Origin of the sequence: Corynebacterium gallinarum (genome assembly GCF_014837045.1) — a bacterium.
GTDB lineage: Bacteria > Actinomycetota > Actinomycetes > Mycobacteriales > Mycobacteriaceae > Corynebacterium > Corynebacterium gallinarum.
On the sequence record NZ_JACSPR010000012.1, the window covers coordinates 33,614 to 58,959 of the forward strand.

General features: G+C 65.2%; 23 protein-coding genes and 1 tRNA gene. 18 read left to right on the top strand and 6 right to left on the bottom strand.

Features of this window, described 5'->3' with window-relative positions; genetic code table 11:
• The first annotated feature begins 205 nt into the window (after window positions 1-205).
• The 5 genes from clpS (at window position 206) to H9627_RS12900 (ending at window position 3,346) form a co-directional block, all read left to right on the top strand.
• Window positions 206-466, top strand: a complete 261-nt coding sequence (gene clpS, locus H9627_RS12880; RefSeq protein WP_006768416.1) for an ATP-dependent Clp protease adapter ClpS — start codon at window positions 206-208, stop codon at window positions 464-466.
• Window positions 467-477: 11 nt separating this feature from the next.
• Window positions 478-1,020, top strand: a complete 543-nt coding sequence (locus H9627_RS12885) for a DUF2017 domain-containing protein (RefSeq protein ID WP_191734435.1) — start codon at window positions 478-480, stop codon at window positions 1,018-1,020.
• 19 nt (window positions 1,021-1,039) lie between these two features.
• Complete coding sequence (locus H9627_RS12890) at window positions 1,040-1,975, top strand: P1 family peptidase (RefSeq protein WP_191734471.1); 936 nt, start codon at window positions 1,040-1,042, stop codon at window positions 1,973-1,975.
• Window positions 1,972-2,745, top strand: coding sequence for a rhomboid family intramembrane serine protease (locus H9627_RS12895; protein ID WP_191734436.1), 774 nt, complete (start codon window positions 1,972-1,974; stop codon window positions 2,743-2,745). Before H9627_RS12890 ends, H9627_RS12895 begins: the two co-directional genes overlap by 4 nt.
• A gap of 100 nt (window positions 2,746-2,845) precedes the next feature.
• Window positions 2,846-3,346, top strand: coding sequence for a MarR family winged helix-turn-helix transcriptional regulator (locus H9627_RS12900; protein ID WP_173362578.1), 501 nt, complete (start codon window positions 2,846-2,848; stop codon window positions 3,344-3,346).
• Window positions 3,347-3,363: 17 nt separating this feature from the next.
• Here H9627_RS12900 and H9627_RS12905 read toward each other — a convergent pair whose 3' ends face one another.
• Window positions 3,364-3,999 (bottom strand): hypothetical protein, encoded by a 636-nt coding sequence (locus H9627_RS12905; RefSeq protein ID WP_191734437.1) that lies wholly within the window; start codon window positions 3,997-3,999, stop codon window positions 3,364-3,366.
• 142 nt (window positions 4,000-4,141) lie between these two features.
• Between H9627_RS12905 and murI the strand changes: the two genes are divergently transcribed.
• From murI to H9627_RS12925, 4 genes are all read left to right on the top strand, one after another.
• Entirely contained in the window at window positions 4,142-4,963 is an 822-nt protein-coding gene (gene murI, locus H9627_RS12910) for a glutamate racemase (RefSeq protein ID WP_191734472.1), read from the top strand.
• A gap of 63 nt (window positions 4,964-5,026) precedes the next feature.
• On the top strand, window positions 5,027-5,794 hold the full coding sequence (locus tag H9627_RS12915; protein WP_191734438.1) for an MBL fold metallo-hydrolase: 768 nt from the start codon (window positions 5,027-5,029) through the stop codon (window positions 5,792-5,794).
• A 58-nt stretch (window positions 5,795-5,852) separates the two neighbouring features.
• Window positions 5,853-6,590: a ribonuclease PH gene (gene rph / locus H9627_RS12920; protein WP_191734439.1), complete on the top strand. Its 738-nt coding sequence runs from the start codon at window positions 5,853-5,855 to the stop codon at window positions 6,588-6,590.
• Between the two features lies 1 nt (window position 6,591).
• The gene (locus H9627_RS12925) at window positions 6,592-7,215 is read left to right on the top strand and encodes a non-canonical purine NTP pyrophosphatase (RefSeq protein ID WP_191734440.1); all 624 of its coding nucleotides are present in this window, start codon (window positions 6,592-6,594) and stop codon (window positions 7,213-7,215) included.
• A gap of 82 nt (window positions 7,216-7,297) precedes the next feature.
• On the opposite strand, the gene H9627_RS12930 is transcribed toward H9627_RS12925, so the two are convergent.
• Complete coding sequence (locus tag H9627_RS12930; RefSeq protein ID WP_191734441.1) at window positions 7,298-7,675, bottom strand: DUF3817 domain-containing protein; 378 nt, start codon at window positions 7,673-7,675, stop codon at window positions 7,298-7,300.
• Between the two features lie 92 nt (window positions 7,676-7,767).
• Window positions 7,768-8,244 carry a hypothetical protein gene (locus tag H9627_RS12935; protein WP_191734442.1) on the bottom strand — a complete coding sequence of 159 codons (477 nt, stop codon included), beginning with the start codon at window positions 8,242-8,244 and terminating at the stop codon, window positions 7,768-7,770.
• A gap of 133 nt (window positions 8,245-8,377) precedes the next feature.
• On the opposite strand from H9627_RS12935, the gene H9627_RS12940 reads away from it, so the two are divergent.
• Window positions 8,378-8,459 (top strand) — tRNA-Leu (locus H9627_RS12940).
• A gap of 143 nt (window positions 8,460-8,602) precedes the next feature.
• Here H9627_RS12940 and H9627_RS12945 read toward each other — a convergent pair.
• Window positions 8,603-9,184: a M23 family metallopeptidase gene (locus tag H9627_RS12945; protein ID WP_191734443.1), complete on the bottom strand. Its 582-nt coding sequence runs from the start codon at window positions 9,182-9,184 to the stop codon at window positions 8,603-8,605.
• 606 nt (window positions 9,185-9,790) lie between these two features.
• On the opposite strand from H9627_RS12945, the gene H9627_RS14260 reads away from it, so the two are divergent.
• From H9627_RS14260 to acpS, 7 genes are all read left to right on the top strand, one after another.
• On the top strand, window positions 9,791-10,705 hold the full coding sequence (locus H9627_RS14260; RefSeq protein ID WP_225213854.1) for a GntP family permease: 915 nt from the start codon (window positions 9,791-9,793) through the stop codon (window positions 10,703-10,705).
• Complete coding sequence (locus tag H9627_RS14265; RefSeq protein ID WP_225213855.1) at window positions 10,591-11,205, top strand: hypothetical protein; 615 nt, start codon at window positions 10,591-10,593, stop codon at window positions 11,203-11,205. The genes H9627_RS14260 and H9627_RS14265 overlap by 115 nt, the downstream gene beginning before the upstream one ends.
• Window positions 11,206-11,265: 60 nt before the next feature.
• The gene (locus H9627_RS12955) at window positions 11,266-12,030 is read left to right on the top strand and encodes a 3-hydroxybutyrate dehydrogenase (RefSeq protein WP_191734444.1); all 765 of its coding nucleotides are present in this window, start codon (window positions 11,266-11,268) and stop codon (window positions 12,028-12,030) included.
• Window positions 12,031-12,112: 82 nt separating this feature from the next.
• The gene (locus tag H9627_RS12960; RefSeq protein WP_191734445.1) at window positions 12,113-12,319 is read left to right on the top strand and encodes a hypothetical protein; all 207 of its coding nucleotides are present in this window, start codon (window positions 12,113-12,115) and stop codon (window positions 12,317-12,319) included.
• Between the two features lie 313 nt (window positions 12,320-12,632).
• Entirely contained in the window at window positions 12,633-21,701 is a 9,069-nt protein-coding gene (locus H9627_RS12965) for a type I polyketide synthase (RefSeq protein WP_191734446.1), read from the top strand.
• A 149-nt stretch (window positions 21,702-21,850) separates the two neighbouring features.
• The gene (locus tag H9627_RS12970; protein WP_191734447.1) at window positions 21,851-23,308 is read left to right on the top strand and encodes an MDR family MFS transporter; all 1,458 of its coding nucleotides are present in this window, start codon (window positions 21,851-21,853) and stop codon (window positions 23,306-23,308) included.
• 6 nt (window positions 23,309-23,314) lie between these two features.
• Complete coding sequence (acpS, locus tag H9627_RS12975; protein WP_019372780.1) at window positions 23,315-23,740, top strand: holo-ACP synthase AcpS; 426 nt, start codon at window positions 23,315-23,317, stop codon at window positions 23,738-23,740.
• On the opposite strand, the gene H9627_RS12980 is transcribed toward acpS, so the two are convergent.
• A complete protein-coding gene (locus H9627_RS12980) occupies window positions 23,713-24,402 on the bottom strand; it encodes a TetR/AcrR family transcriptional regulator (RefSeq protein WP_191734448.1) in 690 nt (229 codons plus the stop codon). The two genes, acpS and H9627_RS12980, sit on opposite strands and share 28 nt — an antisense overlap.
• A 12-nt stretch (window positions 24,403-24,414) precedes the next feature.
• Entirely contained in the window at window positions 24,415-24,891 is a 477-nt protein-coding gene (gene bcp, locus H9627_RS12985; protein ID WP_191734449.1) for a thioredoxin-dependent thiol peroxidase, read from the bottom strand.
• Window positions 24,892-25,043: 152 nt separating this feature from the next.
• Here bcp and H9627_RS12990 point away from each other — a divergent pair, with 152 nt between their 5' ends.
• Entirely contained in the window at window positions 25,044-25,319 is a 276-nt protein-coding gene (locus tag H9627_RS12990) for a DUF3618 domain-containing protein (protein WP_191734450.1), read from the top strand.
• Window positions 25,320-25,346 lie beyond the last annotated feature (27 nt).

A 25,346-nucleotide genomic window follows, 5' to 3' on the forward strand; every position in this document is an offset into this window, starting at 1 on the left:
CGGTGACGTGCCCTGCACCCGCGTGAGGGAGTTGACTAGGCTGATTCATATGAATGGCCTGCATCACGTCCACTGCCACGGGGCTGTTGACACACCCGACCTGCCCCCGGCGTTCGCAGAATCGGACACCGGGGTGGTGGGGGCATCCGGAGTGTCACCCGTGTGTTCGTCACCGTCCGCACCCACCGCCGAACCCGATGTGGAGATGGATGTCCACACCGTCTCCAGCGAGAATCTGCCCTGGTTGTGCATCGTCTGGGATGATCCGGTGAACCTGATGAGTTATGTCACCTACGTCTTCCAGACGGTGCTCGGTTACAGCAGGAAACGCGCCAATGAGCTGATGATGCAGGTGCACACCGAGGGCAAGGCCGTGGTCAGCTCCGGGGAGAAGGACAAGGTTGAAGGTGACGTGAAAAAGCTTCACGTCGCGGGCCTGTGGGCAACGATGCAGCAGGCCGGATAGGGGATTATTACATGCAGCCATGGAAGCGCAGGAAGGCGCTCATGAGACCTGCCCGGTACACCTGTGTGCTGGAGCCGATGGAACGTGAGGTGCTGGGCAATCTGTCCGCGGTGGTGCTGGAGGCCCTGATCCACCGCGCGCAGGCCGTGCCGAAGGATCCCTTGGCTGAGATGACCGGCATCCCGAGCGGACACAAGGAGGCACCCCGGGATCCAGCCCTGGCCCGGTTGCTCCCGGATTTCCAGCAGGAGGGCGATGAGGAGTACGACGGCGACAACTCGCTGCTGCGTTCCCTCCACGAAAATGACATCACCCGGCAGAAGATCGCGAACCTGCAGGTCATCAACTCGGCACTCGGGCCGGATGGCAATGTCGCGGTGTCGGTCCCCGAGGAGGAGGCCCACGCCTGGCTGGCGGGACTCAATGACATCCGCCTCTACCTGGCTTCCGGGGAGCTCAAGGGTGGGGAGGCACAGGAGGAAGACCGCGAGAGTCTCATCCAGTGGCTGGCCTACAACCAGGAAACCCTGCTGGATGCGATGGTGGGATCCTGAGATGACCCCCGTCGGCGGAATGCTGTGCGATGTCCCCGGAATACACCTGGGCCATGCCACCTCCCACGACACCGGTGTGACCGTGGTGGTGGCACCGGGTGGTGCCTTCGCTGGGGTGGATGTCCGTGGCGGGGGACCTGGGACCCGGGAGACCGACCTGTTGGAACCCCACAACACCGTGCAGCAGGTCCATGCCGTTGCCCTGTGCGGTGGATCAGCGTACGGACTGGCCGCCGCCGATGGGGTGATGTATGCACTGGAGGAACGCGGTATCGGCTTCCCGGTTCTGGGGCCGGACCGGCTGGGGCCGATCGTCCCGATCGTGCCAGCCGCGGTGATCTTCGACCTGCTGGTCGGTGATCCCACCAACCGTCCCACCCGTGAGCACGGTTTCACCGCCGTCGAGAATGCACTGTCAGGCCACCAGTGTGATGTCTCCGGCAGCATCGGCGCCGGCACCGGGGCCACCGCCGGTCACCTGCGCGGCGGTTTCGGCCAGGCCTCCACCACAGTGGAGGAGTTTGTGGTGGCCGCAGGCATCGTGGCCAACCCGGTTGGGGAGGTCGTCGACCCGACAACCGGCACCCTCCACGGGGCGCCGGGACGGGCGGCGGTGGACGTCGACAAGCTCGCTGCCGTGCCGCACCCAGCCGCGGACCTCAACACCACCATCGGTGTGATCGCTACCAACGCGCCCGTGACCAAGGCGCAGGCCAAACGGTTGGCACTGACCGGGCACGACGGCCTGGCGCGGGCGGTGCGTCCCTCGCATTCGCCGATGGACGGCGACACCCTCTTCGCCCTGTCCACCGGGGATGGGACGGGCGTGGACGCGGTACTTCTGGCATCCTTGTGCGCAGCGGCTGCTGACTGCGTGCAGGACGCCATTGTCGACGCCGTCACCTCCGCCAGCCCGGGCCACGGGCTGACCACCTACCGAGAACTGATCCCATGAGTTATAACAACTTTGGAAATTTCCCCTACAACAACACCGGATTCGGTTCCAGCGGATTCACCCCACCCACCGGTGGACCCGTCAAACCCTGGCAGCGCCGCACACCCCAGATGGGGCAGCAGCTGAAGGACAAGTCCTCCATCCGAACGGGCCTGACCTTCGCGGTCGGCTTCGTGGTGGTGATCTGGGCGGTCCACTTCATCAACGTGCTCACCGGGGGTCTGCTCAACTACTGGGGTATCCACCCCCTGGACACCAGCGCCCTGTGGCACATCTTCACCTCGCCGTTGCTGCACTCCAACATCGACCACCTCATGAGCAACACCGTGCCCGGCGCGATCTTCTGTTTCATCATCGGTATGAGCGGAAAACGGGTGTTCTGGGAGGTCACGCTGCTCACTGTGCTCATCGGCGGCATCGGCACCTGGCTGTTCGGTGGGGTGGGCACCAACCACATCGGCGCCTCCGGTCTGATCTACGGCTGGCTGGGATACCTCATCGTGCGTGGCCTGTTCAACCGGGATGTTAAACAGTTCCTCGTCGGCCTGGCACTGGCCTTCATCTACTCGGGTCTGTTCTGGGGCCTGCTACCCATCTACCCGGGTGTGTCCTGGCAGGCGCACCTGTTCGGTGGTGTCGGCGGTGTGGCCGCGGGTGCCTTCATCGCCTCCGATGACCCGGCGGCCCTGCGGGAACGGAAGCAACAGAAACAGTTGAAGAAACAGATGCGGAAACAGTTAAAGGATCAGGGCAGGCACCGGGGATACTGAGAATACCTGCGAATTTCCGCATGTTCTGCGCACTGATCAGGGTGTGTTAACAGGACCCTCGATGGGCGGGCAGTAGTGAATGTCACTATCCTGGGTTGACATGACAAGCGAGAATACAGTTTCAGCGACTTCGGATGATGTCTGGTTGAACCAGGAGCAGCAGGACGTATGGCTGAACATCTGGTCCATGCGCGTATGGCTCCCCGCTCGCCTTGATGCCCAGCTGAAGAAGCAGAACGGCCTCAGCAACTTCGACTACTTCGCCCTCGCACAGATCTCCATGGCTCCCGAGCGGCGTCTGCGCATGAGTGAACTGGCGGAGCTGTCCGACATGACCCTGTCCCACCTCTCGCGCGTGGTGACCCGTCTGGAGAAGGCCGGCTGGGTCCGCCGCGAACCCGATCCCACCGACGGCCGTGCCACCGTGGCGGTGCTCACCGAGGATGGGTGGGACAAGGTGGTGGAGGCCGCGCCGGGTCACGTCGGTGAGGTCCGTCGTCTCATCTTCGACAATCTCACCGATGAGGAACTCAAGGTTCTGGGGACCGCGATGGAGAAGATCATCGCCGCGCTCGACCCACCCCGGATGCCGAGGGTGTAGCAGCCGGGGCAGTGGGATCAGCTGATGTAGATCACGGCGTTGTCACCCGCGGTGCAGGTGACAAATTCTCCGTTGTCCACGCAGTCGACGTCGTAGGTCATGCCGGTCGCCGGGCTGGTGGCGCGCACCTGCCCGTTCAGTTCCCCGGTGTCCAGGTAGTAGCGGACGAAGGCATCCCGGACATTGAGCGCGAACCCCGGTGAGGTGGTCGAGGTGCCGGTGTAGACATTGTTGAGGTCCCCACCCGGGAGATTCTGGGTGGCGGCGTCGTTGACGGGGGAGTATCCGGCGGGCAGCGCCGGGGCGGTGGGGCGCCCGGCCGGGGTACCGGTGGGCTCGGCAGGTTCCGGGGTGGGTTCTGCTGCCGGTTCCGGGGCCTGCTCCGGGGTGACCTCCACGATCGGGGTCTCGGTGACCACCATGGTCTGGGGTGCGGGATCATCGGAACCGAGGCCGGAAACCACATAGGCCGCCGCACCCACGATGACCAGCAGCAACACCACGAGGATCCCCATGGTGATGCCGGTGGCGCGGGTGTTGCGTCGCACCGGCGCCACGGTGATCTCCGAACCGTGCACACCGACCGGGGCCTCCATGCCCTCCTGGATCGCGGGGAATTCATCGGTATCGGGACCGGACCGCGCATCCGACATGGGGGAGTGTCCTCTCGAGCAGCAGGGGGGTGGGGGTGTGTCCATATTGTGGCACATCCTGCCCACGACATCAGCTGGTGCCGTCTGGACCCGTGGTGGCGCAGGGCTATTATTGAACACTGTGACTGATTACGGTGCCTCAATGATCGAACGACCCATCCCGGGCGCGGATGCCCCCATCGGAATCTTCGACTCCGGGGTCGGGGGACTCACGGTGGCCCGCACGATCATCGACCAGCTGCCACACGAGTCGATCATCTACATCGGTGACACCGCCAACGGCCCCTACGGTCCGCTGCCCATCGCGCGCGTCCGTGAGCACGCCCTGCGCATCGCCGATGAACTGGTGGAGCGAGGCTGCAAGATGATCGTCATCGCCTGCAATACCGCCTCGGCGGCCTTCCTGCGCGACGCCCGGGAGCGTTACGACGTCCCCGTGGTCGAGGTCATCCTGCCCGCGGTACGCCGCGCGGTGGCCGCCACCCGCAACGGGAAGGTCGGTGTCATCGGCACCGTGGGCACCATCAACTCCGGGGCCTACCAGGATCTGTTCGCGGCGAGCCCCTCCATCGAGGTGCATGCCGCCGCCTGCCCCCGGTTCGTCGATTTCGTGGAACGCGGTATCACCTCCGGCCGGCAGATCCTCAACATCGCCGAGGGGTATCTCGAACCGCTCCAGGCACAGGGCGTGGACACCCTCGTGCTGGGGTGCACCCACTACCCGTTGCTCTCGGGTGTGATCCAGCTGGCGATGGGTGATCATGTCACGCTGGTCTCCAGCGCGGAGGAAACAGCCAAGGACGTGTTGCGCATCCTCAGCCAGAACGACCTCCTGGCGGATCCCAGCATGCACCCCGAGCCCACCTACAGTTTTGAATCCACCGGTGATCCGGAACTGTTCTCCCAGCTCAGTCGCAGGTTCCTCGGCCCGGTTGTGACCCAGATCCGTCACAATATGGTGTAAGGGTTTGACTACAAAAAGGGTCAAAAGCGCGCACCTGGACAGAACTCGTGGCAGAGTGGCCGTATGAGATTGACCATCCTCGGAAGTTCCGGAAGTGTGCCCTCACCAGGTAACCCAGCCTCCGGATATCTGGTGTCCTCCCCGGGCGCGCCCTCCCTGCTCATGGACATGGGCCCCGGTGTGCTTGCTGCTCTCCAGGAGATACAGGATCCCACGGACACCCATGTGGCCTTCTCCCATCTCCACACCGATCACTGCGCGGATTTCGCCTCCCTGCTGGTGTGGCGCCGTTTCCACCCCTATGCCCCCGCACCGGGGCGTAATCTGTGTTTCGGCCCCACCGACACCCCCAACCGTCTCGGCCGCCTGAGCTCCGATGATCCCGAGGGCATCGATGACATGGGGGACACCTTCGCCTTCTCCCCCTGGGTCAGTGGCCAGCCTGAACTGGTGGACAAGTTCACCGTCACCCCCTTCCGTGTAGTCCACCCCATCCAGGCGTACGCCCTGCGGGTGGAGGAGCACGGCACCGGCGCCACCCTCGCCTACTCCGGTGACAGCGCCTACACCGAGGTGCTCATCGACGCCGCCCGTGATGTGGATGTCTTCCTCTGTGAGGCCACCTGGGGGACCTCGTGTGAGGGCAGGGTCCCGGGCATGCACATCTGTGGTCAGGACGCCGGTCAGATCGCCGCGGCCGCCGGGGTGAAGAAACTGATTGTCACCCACGTCCCGCCGTGGGCGGATAAGGAGGCGACCCTCGCGGCCGCCGCGCAGTACTATGACGGACCCATCGAGCTGGGTCTGCCGGGCCTGGAGCTGACCATCTAGGGCTGTCGGCTTTTCGTCGATAAGCATCAGCGGGTGGGGCACAGGTAACCTGTTACCCATGACTTCAACAACCAGCTTCACCCGCGCCGACGGTCGCGCCCAGGACCAGATGCGCGCCGTCAAGATCACCCGTGGTTTCACCACCAACCCCGCTGGCTCCGTGCTCGTCGAGTTCGGCAACACCCGCGTCATGTGCACCGCATCCGTGGAACTGGGTGTGCCCCGGTTCAAGCGTGACTCCGGCGAGGGCTGGCTCACCGCCGAGTACGCCATGCTGCCCGCCGCCACCGCCGAACGCAACCGCCGCGAGTCCATGGCCGGCAAGGTCAAGGGCCGCACCCACGAGATCTCCCGCCTGATCGGCCGTTCCCTGCGCGCCGCGGTGGACCTGTCCCAGCTCGGTGAGAACACCATCGCCATCGACTGCGATGTACTACAGGCCGACGGCGGCACCCGCACCGCCGCGATCACCGGCGCCTACGTCGCCCTCGCCGACGCCATCAAGGTGCTCAAGGAGCAGGGCGTGGTCCCCGGCGACCCGCTGCTGCCGCCCGTGGCCGCCGTCTCCGTCGGGCTTATCGACGGCCAACCCTGCCTCGATCTGCCCTACGAGGAGGATGTGCGCGCCGATGTGGACATGAACGTGGTCATGACCGAATCCGGTGAATTCGTGGAGATCCAGGGCACCGGTGAGGAAACCACCTTCACCCGCGCCCAGCTGAACGAGATGCTCGACATCGCCGAGAAGGGCTGCCGGGAACTCGTCCACGCACAGAAGGCCGCCCTGGGGATCTGACATGAAGCTGCTTGTCGCCTCCAACAACGCCAAGAAACTGGGTGAACTCCAGCGCATCCTCGACCAGGCCGGCATCGCGAATGTGGAACTGCTCGCCCTGGCGGATGTCCCGTCCTATCCCGAACCCGTGGAGGACGGCCGCACCTTCACCGAGAACGCCCTGATCAAGGCACGCGCCGGCGTGGCCAACACCGGCCTGATCACCCTGGCCGACGACTCCGGTCTCGAGGTCGAAGCCCTCAACGGCATGCCCGGCGTGCTCTCCGCCCGGTGGGCGGGTAAACACGGCAACGACCAGGCCAACAACGATCTGCTCCTGGCGCAGATCGCCGACATCCCGGAGGAGCGCCGGGGCGCGGCGTTCGTCTCCGTCTGCGCGATCGTGACCCCGGATGGCCGGGAGTTCGTGGAGGAGGGCCGCTGGCACGGTACCCTGCTGCGCGAACCGGTGGGCACCAACGGCTTCGGCTACGACCCGTTGTTCGTCCCCATGGAGGAATCCCTCATCGAGGGCCGCGACCGCTCCTCCGCGCAGCTGACAGCGCAGGAAAAGGATGCACTCTCGCACCGCGGCAAGGCGCTGCGTGGCCTGGTGCCCGCGATCGCGGAGCTGGCCGGGCAGTAAACCCACGCCTGAACAACAACAGCACTGTGGCCGTTCAAGTCCCCTCGGGGATATGAACGGCCACAGTGCTGTCTGCTGGGTCTTAGACCGTGTCCGGCTGGTCGAGCTGGAAGGTTTCAATGACCTCCTTGCGGCGGTTGTTCTCCACGAAGAAGGACAACAGGGGCACCACACCGGCGATGGCGGTGGTGAACCAGCGCTTGGGATCCCACCGCGCCTTCAGACCCAGGTTGAGGGTGCACAGCAGGAAGATGATGTAGACCCAGCCGTGGGCGATCGGGATGAACGTGGCCCAGCTCGGCAGATCCATCTGCAGGATGTATTTCATCACCATCTCCACCACCAGGGCCAGCAGGAACACACCGGTCACCCATGCGGCGACGGAGAAGGCAGTCAGTGCGGTGCGGACGCGCTTCTTGCGCTCCGGGTGGATCTGGATGGTCTGGGTCGGCGTAGTCACGGCGTGAAAGTCCTCGGGGTCCTCGGGTGCGGAAACTGCTGGGTGGTTCTGGTGGAGTGGTCGGTTGGGCGCCCGGGAAAGTTCCCGCGGCTCTATGTCCGGCGGCGTCTGCGCTGGGACGGATCGTTGATGCGGTTGAACTCATCAACATCCAGGGTGGGGCGGCTGGGCAGGAAATCATCATCGATCTCGGTCACGGCATCCGGGTTGTCAACCAGGCTGGGGCGGTGGGAGATCATGAAATCCTCCTCCACCGGGGCCACCGCAGGTTTGGTGGCCTGTTTATCGGCATCCGGGTGACGGGCGAGCTCAGCCGCCAGGTTCTCCCGGTCGATCGACTCGTTCTCATATTCCAGGTACTTGCGGTAGGCGAAGACGAGGAAACCACCGATCACCGGCCACTGGAAGGCATAACCCAGATTCTGGAAGGTACCAGAACCGGATTGGAAGCGGGTCCACTGCCACCATGCCAGGGCCAGAGCCACACAGAAACAGATGAAAAGGAAGATGACATGACTGAGTCGTACCTTCTTCCTGGTTTTCACTTCAGCTCGACCTTGCTCACTCACAAATATCAAGGATACCCCCGTTTTCCTCCCACGCGAATTTCGTTATGGACACCACATTGTTTGTTGTGTATCAGCCACCATGTATGATCAAGTGCGCTGTCGCACCGGGCTCAGCCGGTTTCGATGCGATACAGCGCCTGTGGCGGAATTGGCAGACGCGCTGGATTTAGGTTCCAGTGTCCCAGGACGTGAGAGTTCAAGTCTCTCCAGGCGCACACAATAGTTACAGAGAAATACACAGTAGTAATGACAGAGATAGCCCGGTCGGTTGACCGGGCTATCTCTGTTTCTTCTTCCCCTGTCCGCGCCGGGGTCTCCGGGGCATTCATGGAGGCTGCGGCGGGCTGGTGTGAAAGTCCTAGAAGTAGACGCCGTGGTTGGCGAACCAGCCGACCGGATCAACCGGTCCCATGCCTGCGGGGTGGATCTCGAAATGGAGGTGGGAGCCGGTGGAGAAGCCCTCACTGCCCATGCCCGCGATGGTCTGGCCGGCAGACACGCGCTCGCCGGCGGAGACATAGAGTGCGGACATGTGTCCGTAGACCGCCATGGAGCCGTCATCGTGTTGGACGCGGATCCACTGGCCGTAACCTGAGGCGGGGCCGGAGTTGATCACGGTGCCACTCATGACGGAATAGATCGGGGTGCCGACGGCATTGGCGATATCGATGCCGTTGTGCATGGTGCCCCAGCGGGGACCGAACCCGGAGGTGAAGGTGCCGTGTGCGGGCCGGACCACGCTGGGGGCTGCGATCGTGGCGTTGTAGGGTGCGACGGTGGCCAGCTGGGAGGACATGGCGGCGAAGTCCGCGGGGATGGCGGGCTGCGCGGTGGCAGCGGGAGCGCCGGCCAGCCCGGCGGTTGCGACGGTGCCAGCTGCCACGGCGGCCAGGGTGAGGCGCCTGCGGAAGATGTTGCGGGTGCATCCGGAGTTGAACATGGGGTTCCTTTTACGGGGATCGACGACAAGCCTGAACCATTTTGTGATTGGCTCGTTATTAATTTGTGATCACCCTAGGGACCATCCCCGCAGTAAACCAAGTTCCGGAGGCGGTGGAACTTATGTATTTATCAGCTTTTGACACCTGTAAGCAGGAGTTCCGGCGGGATTGTTAGATGGCTCACTAAGTGACCCTCCGCGCGGTCCCGGTGGGAAAAACCCGGCCACTCCAACTCCGCTCGCGCCCTGGGGTTCGGAGGGCGCGTGCGGGGCCCGCATCCCCGTGCCGGGCATGGGGCGGGGGGTTGAACTCCGGCCGTGCCTTTCGGGGAGGCCAGCCGTTCCGGCCCGCCCAGGGTTGGTCCATTCTCACGTCCCGGCGTTGCTGGTGGGATCGTGCCACACTGGCCCGTGGCTAGGTCCCGCGGCCGTATGGAGAAAACTACAAAAAACGCAGAAAAAGCTTGGGGGCTTTAGATGTAGCGTGCGTCACATCCAGTGGTGCATCCTGAACAGGTCACCGCATGTTGGTGCCCTCTGATCTCGGGATCAGAGGGCTGAGCTCTGTGGCGAACCACATGTCCGCATTTACCAAAGGAGGTGCCAATGATCCTCGGCATCATTGGAATCCTGTTATCTCTGGCACTGTTGATCACCCTTGCGTACCAGGGCGTGCCGGTTCTCATCGCCGCCCCCATTGCCTCAATCGTGGCGCTGGTGTTCTCCCAGGCACCACTGCTTCCGGGCTACACGGAGATCTTCATGCCCGCCATGGCCGGGTTTATCGGAAACTTCTTCCCGGTGTTCCTCACCGGTGCCATCTTCGGCATGCTGATGACGGTGACCGGGTATGCGAAATCGATCGCCACCTCCGTGACCTCCCTGATCGGGGGCAAGGCTGCGATCGCCGCCACCGTGGTCACCTCGGCCCTGATGACCTACGGTGGCATCAGTCTCTTCGTGGTTGCCTTCGTCATGTATCCCCTTGCCCGTGAACTCTTCCGGGTGGCCGACATTCCCCGCAGGTTGATTCCCGCAACCATCGCCCTGGGTATCTTAACCTTCACCATGACGGCACTGCCGGGCACACCCCAGGTGCAGAACATCATCCCGGGCCAGTTCTTCGGAACCGGATCCTTCGCCGGTGCGGCCATCGGCATCATCGGTTCCATCTTCGTCATCGTGTTCGGCATGGCCTGGCTGGAGTTCCGTACCCGTCAGCTGCGTAAGAAGGGCGAGCACTTCTCCAGTGTGCACAACGGTGGCGAGGAGGAGCTGCAGAATGGAAACGGCACCAAGCAGGCCACGGTGACGCTCGCCGAACCCACCAACCGTGTCATTCCTTTCCTTCCCCTGCTCACGGTGTTCGTCGTCAACTTCGCCTGCACGCTGTATATCTTCCCGCGATGGATTGGAGTTACCTCTCGGAGGAGCAGTACGGCGGGATCGCCCTGGCCAACAGGGCGGCGCTGTGGGCGGTCCTGGTGGGTATCACCGCTGCCATCCTGCTCATCCTCCTGATCAATGTCCGGCATTTCCGCGAGCTGATCTGGGCCGTGGGGGAGGGGGCGAAAAACTCCATGTTCCCGGTCTTCAGTACCGCCTCCGAGGTTGGATACGGTGCGGTCGTTGCCTCGGCGGCAGCGTTCGCCGTGGTGCGTGATTCCATCTTCAACATGGGCGCCAATGCCATCATCACCTCGGTGGTGACGGTCTCGATCACGGCTGGCCTGACCGGATCCTCCTCCGGCGGCATGACCATTGCCCTGAATGCACTGGGTGATGAGCTCCGCGAGATGGCCATCGCCGATGACATCAGCCTCGAGGTCATGCACCGTCTGACCGCCATGGCCTCCGGTGGCCTGGATACGCTGCCGCACTCCGGTGCCGTTGTCACGCTCCTGATCGTCTGCGGTCTGACCCACAAACAGTCCTACAAGGATCTCGCGGTGATCACCATCGTGGGTCCGGTCACCGCCGTGGCGCTGCTGGTTGGCGCGGTTTCCCTCGGAATGTTCTAAGCCGACACCTCACCCCTTGAACCACACGTCTCACACGTCCCATCATCGAAAGGTAGAACAATGAACACCACCACCAATGCAATCTCCCTGGACGGCCGTAAGGCCCTGATCACAGGAGGTGCCTCCGGCATCGGGGCGGCCTGTGCCCGGGCCTTCACCCAGGCCGGTGCCCATGTGACCATCTGTAACCTCAACGAGGATGCAGCCCGCGACCTGGCTGCCGAGCTGGGCGGCGACCACTGGGCGGTGGACCTCTCGGACACCGCGGCACTGGAGGACTTCTCCCTCGAGGTCGATATCCTGGTCAATAATGCCGGTGTCCAGCGCATCTCCCCGATCCATGAATTCGATCCCGAGAACTGGCGTCTGATCAACCGGCTCATGCTGGAGGCCCCCTTCCTGCTGATGCGTGCCGCGCTCCCACACATGTATGAGCAGGGCTTCGGCCGCATCATCAACATCTCGTCTGTTCACGGTTTGCGTGCCAGTGCCTTCAAGTCCGCCTACGTCGCCGCGAAACACGGCCTTGAGGGGCTGTCCAAGGTCGCGGCCCTGGAGGGGGGCCCACACGGGGTGACCTCCAACTGCATCAACCCGGCCTATGTGCGCACGCCCCTGGTGGAGAAGCAGATTGAGGATCAGGCAAACATTCACGGCATCGATCCGGGTGAGGTGGTGGAGAAGATCATGCTCACCGAATCCGCGGTGAAGCGGCTGGTGGAATCCGATGAGGTTGCGTCCCTGGCTACCTGGCTGGCCTCGGATCATGCGGGGATGGTCACCGGCGCCGCCTGCACCATCGACGGCGGGTGGACCGCGAGCTAGGTTCCGGCGGGGCGGGTCGAGGGCGGGGCTCAGGGCATCGGGGGATGTTGTTGAGGGGGGTGATCGCGTTACCCTGGGGTGCATGAGTATCTCCAGGGATTTCGACGCGTGGATGGCCGCCAGGGGCATTGTTCCCGAGGTTGAGATCGTGCCCGATCATGCCTGTCAGGTTTTCCTTCCGTCCGAGGGTGTGAGAATTTCCCTACGCCATACAGAAGGTGAAGAAGACCACATCGCTCCCGCCGCTCTCTTGGAGGCGTGCGACCTCATCTCCCGGCATCTCTGCTGAGATGAAACTGCAGGTATCCACCCCGAATCACCCACCCCTGATTTCGACGGGGAAGTTTTGTATCAAACACGTCAGGTGGCACGATGGGGGGAGCGGAATGACCCCATCCGGGACCGCAGGATGCATCGGGATGACGCGCGTCAACAAAAGATGACGTTTTCCTCATGATTTATGGCATATTGTTTCCTATCTAATGACACCCTGGTGTAACAGGTGTGCCATTTTCCAGTTTTTATCAGCTAAGCATGCGCAGACCGATGGTTCCGGCATGGGGCCTTGAGGTGTCTGAGTCAAACAAGGAGCGAGTTCACACGTGACCGAACTAGGCAGCAACTTCGGGACCAGCCGACTGATCAACCGCTTCGATCAGGAACCCTATGCCTTCGCCTTCTCAGGCCAGGGCTTTGACTGGTTGAAGACCCTCCGCGCCGCGGTCGCCGCAGGCGCCGGCACCAACGTCCAGGGCATCGTCGAGCGCGCGCAGGAGCTGCTGGCTCCCGTCGCCGATGAACTCGCAGGCACCTTCCCCTTCGGCTTCGATCCGGTTGCCTGGGCCACCGCCGTAGACACCCCGAACTTCGACACCGCCCAGGCCGCCGTGAGCGTGCCGGGCATCTTCGTCTCCCAGATCGCCACCCTGGATTCCCTGGAATCCCAGCGGCTCGACGTGGAGAAGGCCGTCGCTGCCATCGGGCACTCGCAGGGTGTGCTCGGTGTGCACCTGCTGGGGGACCTGACCCGTGCTGATGAGTATGTGGCACTGGCCCAGCTCATCGGAGCCGCCATCACCCGCACCGGACGCATGACCGGTCTGATCGCCCAGGGCACCCTGTCCCCGATGGTCGCCATCGCCGGTGTCACCCGCGAACAGCTGCAGGCCGCCATCGACACCGCCGCAGCCGATGTTCCCGAGGAGATCCGCCCGGTCATCGGTCTGCGCAATGCCCGCACCACCTATGTCCTGGTCGGCCGCCCCGATGACAACCAGCGTGTCATCACCGCCCTGGAGGCGATGGCCGCCGCCGACGCCAAGGCCATTGAGAATAAGGAGCGCGGCGGTCAGCCGTTCGCCCCCCGCATCACCCAGCTTGATGTCCAGGCTGCCTTCCACCACCCGGCGATGTCCCTGGCCGTGGAGCAGACCGTCACCTGGGCAACAGCCTGTGGCCTGGATGCGGAGACCTCCCGTGAGGTCGCCGCCGATGTGCTGGTCAACCCCGTCGACTGGGTTGCCTCCGTCACCGGTGCCCTGGATGCCGGCGCACGTTGGATCCTCGACATCGGCCCCGACGGTGGCGTGGTGCCCCTGACCAACTCCATCCTCGCCGGCCGCGGTGCCGCCTCCTTCGCGGTGTGCGACACCGACGGCCAGGCCAGGGTCTTCGACGCCGGCATGGCACCGGAGCTGCCCCGGTCCTATGACGAGTTCGCCCCCCGGGTGGAATCTGTCAATGGCCGCCCCCGCCTGGTCACCCGCTTCAGCGAACTGACTGGCCGCAGCCCCATGCTGCTCGCCGGCATGACCCCGACCACCGTGGACCCGGAGATCGTCGCAGCCGCCGCCAACGGCGGACACTGGGCTGAGCTCGCCGGCGGTGGCCAGGTCACCCCGGAGATCCTCGAATCCAATATCGACAGGCTCACCGAGCTGCTCGAGCCGGGCGTCAATGTCCAGTTCAACTCCATGTTCCTCGACCCCTACCTGTGGAAGATGCAGATCGGCGGCAAGCGCCTGGTGCCCAAGGCCCGCGCCAACGGTGCCCCCATCGACGGCATCGTCATCACCGCCGGCATGCCGGAGAAGGACGAGGCCGTCAGCCTCGTGCGCGAGCTTGTCGACGGCGGATTCCCCTGGATCTCCTTCAAGCCGGGCGCCGTCAAACAGGTCCACGCCGTCCTCGCGATCGCCCGCGAACTGCCCGACACCCCGATCATCATCCACATGGAGGGTGGCATCGCCGGTGGACACCACTCCTGGGAGAACCTCGATGACCTCCTGATCGCCACCTACGCCGATGTCCGCGCACTGGACAATGTCGTCCTGTGCGTCGGTGGTGGCATCGGCACCCCGGAACGCGCCGCCGACTACATCACCGGTTCCTGGGCCAGCGCCCACGGCCTGCCCAACATGCCTGTCGACGGCATCCTCATCGGCACCGCCGCCATGGCTGCCAAGGAGGCCACCACCTCCCAGTCCGTCAAGGAACTGCTGGTGGCCACCCCGGGCACCACCGACTGGGTCCCCGCCGGTGGCGCCGCCAACGGCATGGCCTCCGGACGCTCCCAGCTGGGAGCGGACATCCACGAGATCGACAACTCGTTTGCCCGCGCCGGGCGTCTCCTCGATGAGGTTGCCGGCGATGAGGAGGCCGTCCAGGCCCGCCGCGAGGAGATCATCACCGCCATCGGCAAGACCGCCAAGGTCTACTTCGGTGACCTCGGTTCCATGACCTACCAGGAATGGCTCAACCGCTACCTGGAACTGTCCGGACCCGTCAACGGCGAGTGGATCGACGCCTCCTGGGCGAACCGTTTCAGCCAGATGCTTGAACGCGCCGAGGCCCGACTCATCGAGCAGGACCACGGACAGTTCACCCCGTCCCACACCCTGGAAGAGGGAGTGGAGCCACAGCAGGTCGTCGACAAGCTCGTGGCCGACCTGCCGCACGCCGCCACCGACCTGCTCACCCCGGCGGATGTGGCGTGGTTCCTCGGACTGTGCCGCACCCCGGGCAAGCCGGTGTGCTTCGTGCCGGTCATCGACAAGGACGTGCGCCGCTGGTGGCGTTCGGATTCCCTGTGGCAGTCCCACGACGAGCGTTTCGACGCCGACCAGGTCGCCATCATCCCCGGACCAGCCGCCGTCGCCGGCATCACCCTGGCCAATGAGCCCGTGGCTGACCTGCTCGACCGTTTCAATGCCGCCTCCATCGAGCGCATCACCGAGGTGCACGAAGTCGAGCGCGACCTCATCGAGGAGCTGCTCACCGCGCCGGGCACCTACTGGGCCAGCCGCAACACCATCTCCATGATCCACCGCCTGGGTGACGTCGACGCCTGGGAGCGTGACGGTGAGACCGCCACCCACGCCCCGACCGGCGCCCGCCTCGAGGTCGAGGACACCGAGCATGTTCTGCTCACCGTGCCCCTGGCCGGATCCACCGCGTTTGGCACCACCACCGACCTGGTCATCCGTTTCACCCTGCCCGGGGACACCATCCCGGGTGCGGTTCCGCAGGTCACCCAGGCTGATGCCGAAGCGGCCATGGATGAGCTCACCCGTGTCGCCGCCGGCGGCACCCTGGCCACCCTCACCGATGGTGTCGCCGAGTGGGAGACCACCCTGGACGCCGGTCACCTGGCAGACTACGACAATGTCACCGCCGCGCACCTGCCGACCACCGTGACCCCGGCAGCCACCGCACCCGATGTGCTGGTCGGTCGCGCCTGGCCCGCTGTGTTCGCCGCGGTCCGCTCCGCCGTGATCCCGGGCACCGATTCCGCTTCCGTGGTTGAGGGCATGCTCTCCCTGGTGCATCTCGAGCACCACATCAAGCTCACCTCCGAGCTGCCGTCCGTCGCCGACGGTGAGGTGACACTGCGCGCCACTGCCACCGCCGATGAGGTCTCCGATACCTCCATGGGCCGCGTCGTGGTGGTCCGCGCCCGCATCACCGCCGGTGAGCAGGAGATCGCCACCCTGTCCGAGCGTTTCGCCATCAAGGGTCGCAACGGCGACACCGTGGCACGCACCAACACCTCCACCCTGCCCACCACCATCGACACCCCACGGTCCCACCGTGCCGTGGTCGAGGTGGTCGCACCGGAATCCATGCGCCCCTTCGCCGTGGTCTCCGGTGACCGCAACCCGATCCACGTCTCCGACACCGCAGCCGCCCTCGCTGGCCTGCCCGGCGTGATCGTCCACGGCATGTGGACCTCCGCCATCGGCGAGCTCATCGCCGGTGCTGACTTCACCGATGAGCAGACCCACACCCCGGCCGCCCGGGTCGTGGAGTACACCGCCACCATGCTGGCCCCGGTGATGCCGGGTGAGACCATCGTGTTCACCGTGGAGCGCTCCGCCGTGGATTCCCGCCCCGGCCACGGCGAGGTCCGCTCCGTCACCGCCACCGTCAACGGCAATCTGGTGCTCACCGCCACCGCCGTGATGGCCGCACCGACCACCTTCTATGCCTTCCCCGGTCAGGGCATCCAGTCCCAGGGCATGGGCATGGAATCACGCCGCAACTCCGCGGCCGCCCGCGCCATCTGGGACCGCGCCGATGCACACACCCGCACCAGGCTGGGCTTCTCCATCCTCGAGATCGTGGAGAACAACCCCACCGAGGTCACCGTGGACGGCGAGAAGTTCTTCCACCCCGACGGCGTGCTCTTCCTCACCCAGTTCACCCAGGTCGGCATGGCCACCCTCGGTGTGGCACAGGTCGCCGAGATGCGCGAGGCCCACGCCCTGAACCAGCAGGCGTTCTTCGCCGGCCACTCCGTTGGTGAGTACAACGCCCTGGCCGCCTACGCCGGTGTGCTCTCCCTGGAATCCGTGGTGGAGATCGTCTACCGCCGCGGCCTGACCATGCACCGACTGGTCGACCGCGATGAGAACGGCCTGTCCAACTACGGCCTGGCCGCCCTGCGCCCCAACAAGATGGGCCTGACTGCCGATGGTGTCTTCGACTATGTCGCAGGTGTGGCAGAGAAGTCCGGGGAATTCCTCGAGATCGTCAACTACAACCTGGCCGGCCTGCAGTACGCGGTCGCCGGAACCCAGGCGGGCCTGAAGGCCCTGCGTGCTGACGTGGAGAACCGCGCACCGGGTCAGCGTGCCTTCATCATGATCCCGGGCATCGACGTACCCTTCCACTCCTCGAAGCTGCGTGATGGCGTGGGTGCCTTCCGTGAGCACCTGGATTCCCTCATCCCGGCCGACCTGGATCTGGAGACCCTTGTTGGTCGCTACATCCCGAACCTGGTGGCCCGTCCCTTCGAGCTCACCCGTGAGTTCGTCGAGTCCATGGCTGAGGTCGTCGACTCCCCGTACGTCAGCGAGATCCTCGCCGACTTCGAGGCGGCAGCACGCGAGGAGCAGAAGCTCGCCCGCACCCTGCTCATCGAGCTGCTGGCCTGGCAGTTCGCCTCCCCGGTCCGCTGGATCGAAACCCAGGACCTGCTCATCCGTTCCCGCGGGAACGGCGGCCTGGGTGTCGAGCGTTTCGTGGAGGTCGGTGTCGGTTCCGCCCCGACCGTGGCCAACATGATGGGCCAGACCCTCAACCTGCCGCAGTACCGCGAGGCTGAGATCGAGGTCCTCAACATCGAACGCGACCGCCCGGTGGTCTTCGCCACCGACGAGGTGGTCCGCGAACTGGCCTCCGAGCCCGCTGATGGTGAGGCCGCATCCGTCGACACTCCCGCGACGGAGGGCACCCAGGTTGCCGCCACCGCCGCACCCGAGACAGCCCCGGCTGCCGTGCCCGCCGCACCCGTGGCCACCGGTGGCCCACGCCCGGAGGACATCGAGTTCACCCCGGCTGATGCCACCGAGATGCTCATCGCCATCTGGACCAAGGTCCGCCCTGACCAGATGGGTGCCACCGACTCCATCGAAACACTCGTGGAGGGTGTCTCCTCCCGCCGCAACCAGCTGCTGCTGGACCTCGGCGTGGAATTCGGCCTGGGTGCCATCGAGGGTGCCGCCGACGCGGAACTCGGTGACCTCAAGGTGACCGTGTCCAAGATGGCCAAGGGTTACAAGGCCTTCGGCCCGGTGCTCTCCGATGCCGCAGCCGATGCGCTGCGCCGTATCACCGGCCCCACCGGCAAGCGCCCGGCGTACATCGCCGAGCGTGTCACCGGCACCTGGCAGCTCGGCCAGGGCTGGGCCGACCACGTCGTCGCCGAGGTGGTCATCGGTGCCCGCGAGGGAGCCTCCCTGCGCGGTGGCGACCTGGCCACCCTGGCGCCCGCCGCACCGTCGAGCGCGGCTGAGCTTGATGCGCTTATCGACGCCGCCGTGGCAGCCGTCGCCGCCCGCCTCGGCGTTGCCGTCTCCCTGCCGTCCGCAGGTGGCGCAGCCGGGGGAGTCGTGGACTCCGCGGCACTCGGTGAATTCGCCGAGCAGGTCACCGGCCGGGCCGGTGTCCTGGCCGCCACCGCACGCACCATCCTCTCCCAGCTGGGTCTGGATGCCCCCGCACAGGCCGCCCTTGAGGAGGCCGAGTCCGACAACGAGCTCTATGAGCTGGTCTCCCGTGAGCTCGGTTCCGACTGGCCACGCCAGGTCGCATCCAGCTTCGATGTCGACCGCGTGGTGCAGATCGATGACCGCTGGGCCTCCGCCCGCGAGGACCTCACCCGCGTTGCCCTGGGCGAACTGGATGCCGCCGATATCGATGTCACCGGCGCCGGTGAGGTCGTGGCACTCCAGGCCGAGTACCTCGGTCTGAGCGCCCTGGCCGAGCAGGCCCGCGACACCTCGCCTCTGGAGTACGCCGATGACGTAGCCGTGGTCACCGGTGGTTCGCCGAATTCGATCGCAGCGGCGATCGTCGAGAAGCTCCTCGCCGGTGGTGCCACCGTGGTGGCCACCACCTCCAGCCTCAACCACGACCGTCTGGAGTTCTACAAGAAGCTCTACGCCCGTTCCGCCCGCGGCACAGCCGCCCTGTGGGTGGTCCCGGCGAACCTGAGCTCCTATGCGGACATCGACGCGATCGTGAACTGGATCGGCACCGAGCAGACCGCAACCGTCAACGGCAAGTCCAAGCTGGTCAAGCCCGCGATGATCCCGACCCTGCTGTTCCCGTTCGCCGCACCGCGCGTGTCCGGGTCCATGGCGGATGCCGGTGGTCAGACCGAGGCCCAGATGCGACTGCTGCTGTGGTCGGTGGAACGCCTCATCGTCGGGCTGGCACCACTGGGTGCCAATACCCGCGTCGGCCACCGCCTGCACGTGGTCATCCCGGGTTCACCCAACCGTGGCCGCTTCGGTGGCGACGGTGCCTACGGTGAGTCCAAGGCCGCCCTCGATGCCGTGGTCACCCGTTGGAATGCCGAGCAGAGCGCCTGGGGCGCACACACCTCCCTGGTCCACGCCCACATCGGGTGGGTTCGCGGCACCGGCCTCATGGGTGGCAATGATCCGCTCGTGGCTGCCGCCGAGGAAGCCGGTGTGGAGACCTACTCCACCGAGGAGATCGCCGAGAAGCTCATCTCGCAGGTTGCCGGCGATGTCCGCGAGGAGGCAGCTGACGCTCCGATCACCGTTGACTTCACCGGTGGCCTGGGCGAATCCGACATCAACCTCGCCGAGATGGCCCGTGCGCTGGAACAGGCACCGGCCGGGGAGATGGACACGCCCCGCACCATCGCGGCCCTGCCCACCCCGTACCGCCCGATCGTGCAGACCACCCCGGACTTCGCCGGGCAGGTCACCCAGTCGTTGGACGACATGGTGGTCATCGTCGGTGCCGGCGAGCTCGGACCCGTCGGTTCCGCCCGTACGCGTTTCGACGTCGAACTCTCCGGCGCCCTGTCCGCCGCCGGCGTCATCGAACTGGCCTGGACCACCGGACTGATCCACTGGGATGAGGACCCCACCCCGGGCTGGTACGACGCCAACGACGAGGCCATCGCCGAGGAGGACATCTACGACCGTTTCCACGATGAGGTCCTGGCACGCGTGGGTGTGCGCCGCTACAACGACATGCCCGCCTACGGCATGTTCGACAACTTCGCCCCCGAGCTGACCACCGTCTACCTCGACCACGACCTGACCTTCTCGGTCGGGTCCCGCGAGGAGGCACTGACCTTTGTGGACTCCGAGCCGGAGCTGACCACCGCCTCCTACAACGAGGCCGATGGTGAATGGTCGGTCACCCGCAAGGCAGGTTCCGCCATCCGCGTGCCACGCCGCATGGCCATGACCCGCTTTGTCGGTGGCCAGGTGCCCAAGGACTTCAACCCTGCCGTCTGGGGCATCCCGGCCGACATGGTGGACAACCTCGACACCGTGGCACTGTGGAACATCGTCTGCACCGTGGATGCGTTCCTGTCCTCCGGTTTCGACCCGGCTGAACTGCTCGCAGCCCTGCACCCGGCACGTGTGTCCTCCACCCAGGGCACCGGCATGGGCGGCATGGAATCCCTGCGCGGCATCTACGTCGACCGTCTGCTGGCCGAGCCACGCGCCAACGATGTGCTGCAGGAGGCCCTGCCGAACGTGGTGGCCGCGCACGTCATGCAGTCCTATGTGGGTGGTTACGGCCAGATGATCCACCCGGTTGCCGCGTGCGCCACCGCCGCGGTGTCCGTGGAGGAGGGTCTGGACAAGATCCGCGTGGGCAAGGCCGACTTCGTGGTCACCGGTGGTTTTGACGCACTGTCCGTGGAGGGCATCACCGGCTTCGGTGACATGGCGGCCACCGCCGATTCCGCGGAGATGGAACGCAAGGGCATCGAGCACCGCTTCTTCTCCCGCGCCAACGACCGCCGCCGTGGTGGCTTCATCGAGTCCGAGGGTGGTGGCACCATCCTGCTGGCACGCGCCTCCCTCGCCGCCGACATGGGCCTGCCGGTCCTGGGCGTCGTCGGTTTCGCCGAGTCGTTTGCCGACGGTGCGCACACCTCCATCCCCGCGCCCGGCCTGGGTGCACTCAGTGCCGCCCGCGACGGTGTGGATTCACGCCTGGTCCACGCCCTGGCCGAGGTGGGTGTTGCTGCTGATGAGATCTCGATTATCTCCAAGCACGACACCTCCACCAACGCCAATGACCCGAACGAATCCGACATGCACGAGCGGATCGCCGCCGCGATCGGCCGGACCCAGGGTAACCCGCTGTATGTGGTGTCCCAGAAGTCCCTGACCGGTCACTCCAAGGGTGGTGCCGCGGCCTTCCAGCTCATCGGCCTGACCCAGGTGCTGCGCTGCGGTATGGTCCCGGCCAACCGTGCGCTGGACTGCGTGGACCCGGTACTGGCCAGGCACGAGCACCTGGTGTGGCTGCGCAAGCCACTGGACCTGTCCGCCAAGGCACCGAAGGCCGGTCTGGTCACCTCGCTCGGTTTCGGTCACGTCTCCGCCATGGTGGCGGTCGTGCACCCGGATGCCTTCTACGAGGCTGTCCGAGTGGAACGTGGCGAGGAGGCCGCCGACCAGTGGCGCGCCGCCGCCACCGCCCGCGAGGAGGCCGGCCTGCGTCGCATCGTCGCCGGCATGCACGGCGGTGTGCTCTATGAGCGCCCCGTCGAGCGCAACCTCGGCGTCCAGGCCGGCAAGGCCCGTGAGATCGAGGCGGCCGTGCTGCTCGACTCCCGCACCCGGCTTGTTGACGGGGTCCTCAACCCGACGGGCATTGAAGGATAAGCCCGGTTAGATCCACCCGACACCCGCTCCAGTGAACCTACTGTTCACCGGAGCGGGTGTTGTCTGTCGTGGACGCTGATAGGATCTCCTGGTCGCACCTGCCTGTGCAGATCCCACCTCCATGACCTGAAAGGATCCGCAGTCTTTCCATGACCTCCACCCAGACCAACCCGGATAACACCGTCATCCCCAAACCCGTCGTCCTCATCCTCGCCGTCCTGGTGTTCACGGCCTTTGTGATGATGCTCAACGAGACCACCCTGGCGGTGGCACTGCCGGCGATCATGGCGGATTACTCGATCGAGGCGAACACCGCGCAGTGGCTGCTCACCGGTTTCATGCTCACCATGGCCGTGGTCCTGCCCGCCACGGGGTGGATCCTGGAGAGGTTCACCACCCGACAGGTGTTCATCTTCGCCACCGCGGTGTTCCTGGTGGGCACCGTCATCGCCGCCCTGGCACCCACCTTCCCCGTGATGCTCGGTGCCCGCGTGGCGCAGGCGATCGGCACCGCCGTGATCATGCCGCTGCTGATGACGGTGGCCATGACCGTGGTGCCCGTCCCGCGCCGGGGTGCGGTCATGGGGTTGATCTCCGTGGTCATGGCGGTGGGTCCGGCACTGGGGCCGTCCGTGGCCGGTGTGATTCTGAGTGTCGCGTCCTGGCACATGATCTTCTGGGTGATGGTGCCGCTGGTGGGAATCGCGGCCATCCTCGGTGCCGTGAAGATCGGCAATATCAACGAACCGCGCGACACACCCTTCGATGTGTTCTCGCTGGTGCTCGCGGCTCTCGCCTTCGGTGGTCTGGTGTACGCGCTCAGTTCCATCGGTGTCATCCTCGATGGTGGGGATGCCGCACGCAATGCACTGATCATCCTGGTTGTCGGTGTGGTCTCCCTGGTCGTGTTCGTCTGGCGCCAGCTGTCCCTGGCCAAGACGGACCGCGCCCTGCTGGATCTGCGTCCCCTGGCCATCCGCAACTACACCGTCTCCATCATCGTGCTGCTCGCACTCTTCGGTGCGCTGCTCGGTGTGATGAACACCCTGCCGCTGTACATGCAGGGTTCGCTGATGGTCTCCGCGCTGGTCACCGGCCTGGTGCTGCTGCCCGGCGGCCTGCTGGAAGGTGTGCTCTCACCGTTTGTGGGCCGCATCTACGACCGGCGTGGCCCCAGGGCGCTCGTGATCGCCGGCATGCTCGCGGTGGTCGGTTCGCTGTTCTGGCTGTCGACGGTGGATGAGAACACCTCGGTGGGGATGCTGGTGGCGGTCCATGTGATCTTCTCCATCGGACTGGCCTTCCTGTTCACCCCGCTGATCACCACCGCGCTCGGATCGGTGCCCAAGCACCTCTACGGGCACGGCTCGGCGATCATGAACACCCTGCAGCAGCTCGCCGGCGCCGCCGGCACCGCCGTGATGATCGCCGTCTACAGCGGGGTCAGCCAGTCCGCCATGTCGCGCGGGGTGCGCGAGGAGGTGGCGCTTGCCGACGGGGCGAACTCCGCCTTCTTCGCCTGCGCCTGCGTTGCGGTGGTCGCGCTGGTCTTCTCACTGTTCATCACCCGTGTGCCCACCGATGGGCCTACCCATGAGGCAGAATAGGAACCCATGATCTCGATTGGCACCGACCTCGTCCACATCCCGGCCTTCGCGGAACAGCTCGCCCAGCCGGGCAGTTCCTTCATGGATGTGTTCGGGGCGGGGGAGCGTCGTCTGGCGTCGACACGCGCCGGTAACCGCAACGCCGAGCACCTGGCCGGCCGCTGGGCGGCGAAGGAGGCCTTCATCAAGGCCTGGTCACAGGCGATCTACGGGCAGCCCCCCGTGATTCCTGAGGAGGATGTGCAGTGGGCACTGATCGAGGTGCGCGCCGACCGCTGGGGGCGGGTGGCGCTGGATGTCGCACCCGCACTGGACGTCCAGGTGCGTGGGAGCATCGGGGACTACACCACCAGCCTGAGCATCAGCCACGACGGTGACTACGCCACCGCGGTGTGCGTCCTGACCTACGCGGTGGCCACGGAGAAGAGGTAGGAGACAAGCATCCGCTTGATCTCCTCGACGATGGACTCGAAGGCCTCGTCGTATTCCGGGCCGCTGCCGATGTCACGCACCGCGTAGTTGAGCAGGGAGCTGACGGTGTGCACCAGCAGACCGGCCAGTGACATCCGCTCCTCATAGGAGGCACCACGCGCGAGTGGTCTCATCACCTCCGCGATGATCTCCAGCATCTCCTTCTCCGTGGCGGCCGCCGTGGCGCGGGTGGCCGGTGTGGACTGGATGGCATGCCACACCGCACGGCGGGAGGGGTCCTCGCGCCACAGACGTGCCAGGTGCTCGATGAACTCATCGAGGATATCCGGCCACTGCAGGGCCGGGACCTGCTGGGAGAATTTCTTCAGCTCCGCGACGGCCTCGGCGTTGTCCACCCGGTCCAGCTCACAGATCAGCACATACTTGTTGGCGAAGAACTGGTACAGGGTGCCGATCGGCACCTCCGCACGCTTGGCCACCTCATCGAAGGTGAAGGATTCAAAACCCAGATCGACCAGCACCGACCGGGCGGCGGTGAGGATACGGTTGAACCGCTCCCGGCTGCGCTGCTGGGCGGGACGCCGACGGGGGACCAGGATCTCGGTTCCGTCGAGGGACGGGTCGGCTGTGCCCGCCGTGTCTGAATCTCTGCTGGAATCCATGGTGGTGAAGTTTTACGCAGCCTCAAGATCGCGCAGGATGCGCGCGACATGACCGGTCGCACGGACGTTGTACTTGGCCACCCCAACGGTGCCGTCGGGTTCGATGACGAAGGTGGAGCGGATGACACCCTGGACGATCTTGCCGTAGTTCTTCTTCTCCCCGAAGGCACCCCAGGCGGTCATGACCGCCTTGTCCTCATCGGAGAGCAGCGGGAAGTTGAGATCGTGATCCTCACGGAACTTCGCCAGCTTGTCCACCGGGTCGGGGGAGATGCCGACGAGCTTGACACCGAGATCATTGAGCTGGGTGAGGGAGTCACGGAAATCGCAGGCCTCCGTGGTGCACCCCGGGGTGTTGGCCTTGGGGTAGAAGTAGACCACCACGCGCTCACCGGCGAAATCGCTCAGGGAGGTGGTGGAACCCGAATCATTGGGGAGGGTGAAGGCTGGTGGGGTGTCTCCAATATCAAGGCGCTGCGCATCAGTCATACCCACAACAATAGCCGGTCCGGTGCTCATTTCGGGGATGGGCGTACGCTCGGCCCAGGAAGTAAGTAATATGGTCTCGCAGTAACGGGTTTGTGAAGACGCGTTAGAACAAAATCCCAGTGATCGCAGATACACCCATCAGGAGTAGCCCCGTGGCACGCAACATTGAAGACATCCAGCGCGACATCGAACGCACCCGCCGTCAGCTAGCAAGCACCCTTGATGAGCTGGCTGACCGCAGCAAGCCAGCTAATCTTGTCGACGATGCAAAGACCCAGGCCACCGCGAAGCTACAGGAACCGGAAGTTCAGAAGATTCTTTTGGGTGTCGCCGGTGCGGTGCTGGGTGTGGTGCTGCTCAGCGTGGTGCGCAGCCGTAAGAAGTCCAAGGACCTCAAGGAGATCCAGCGTCTGCTTTCCGAGCGCTAGACCCTGCATATGAAGGCCTGGTCACTT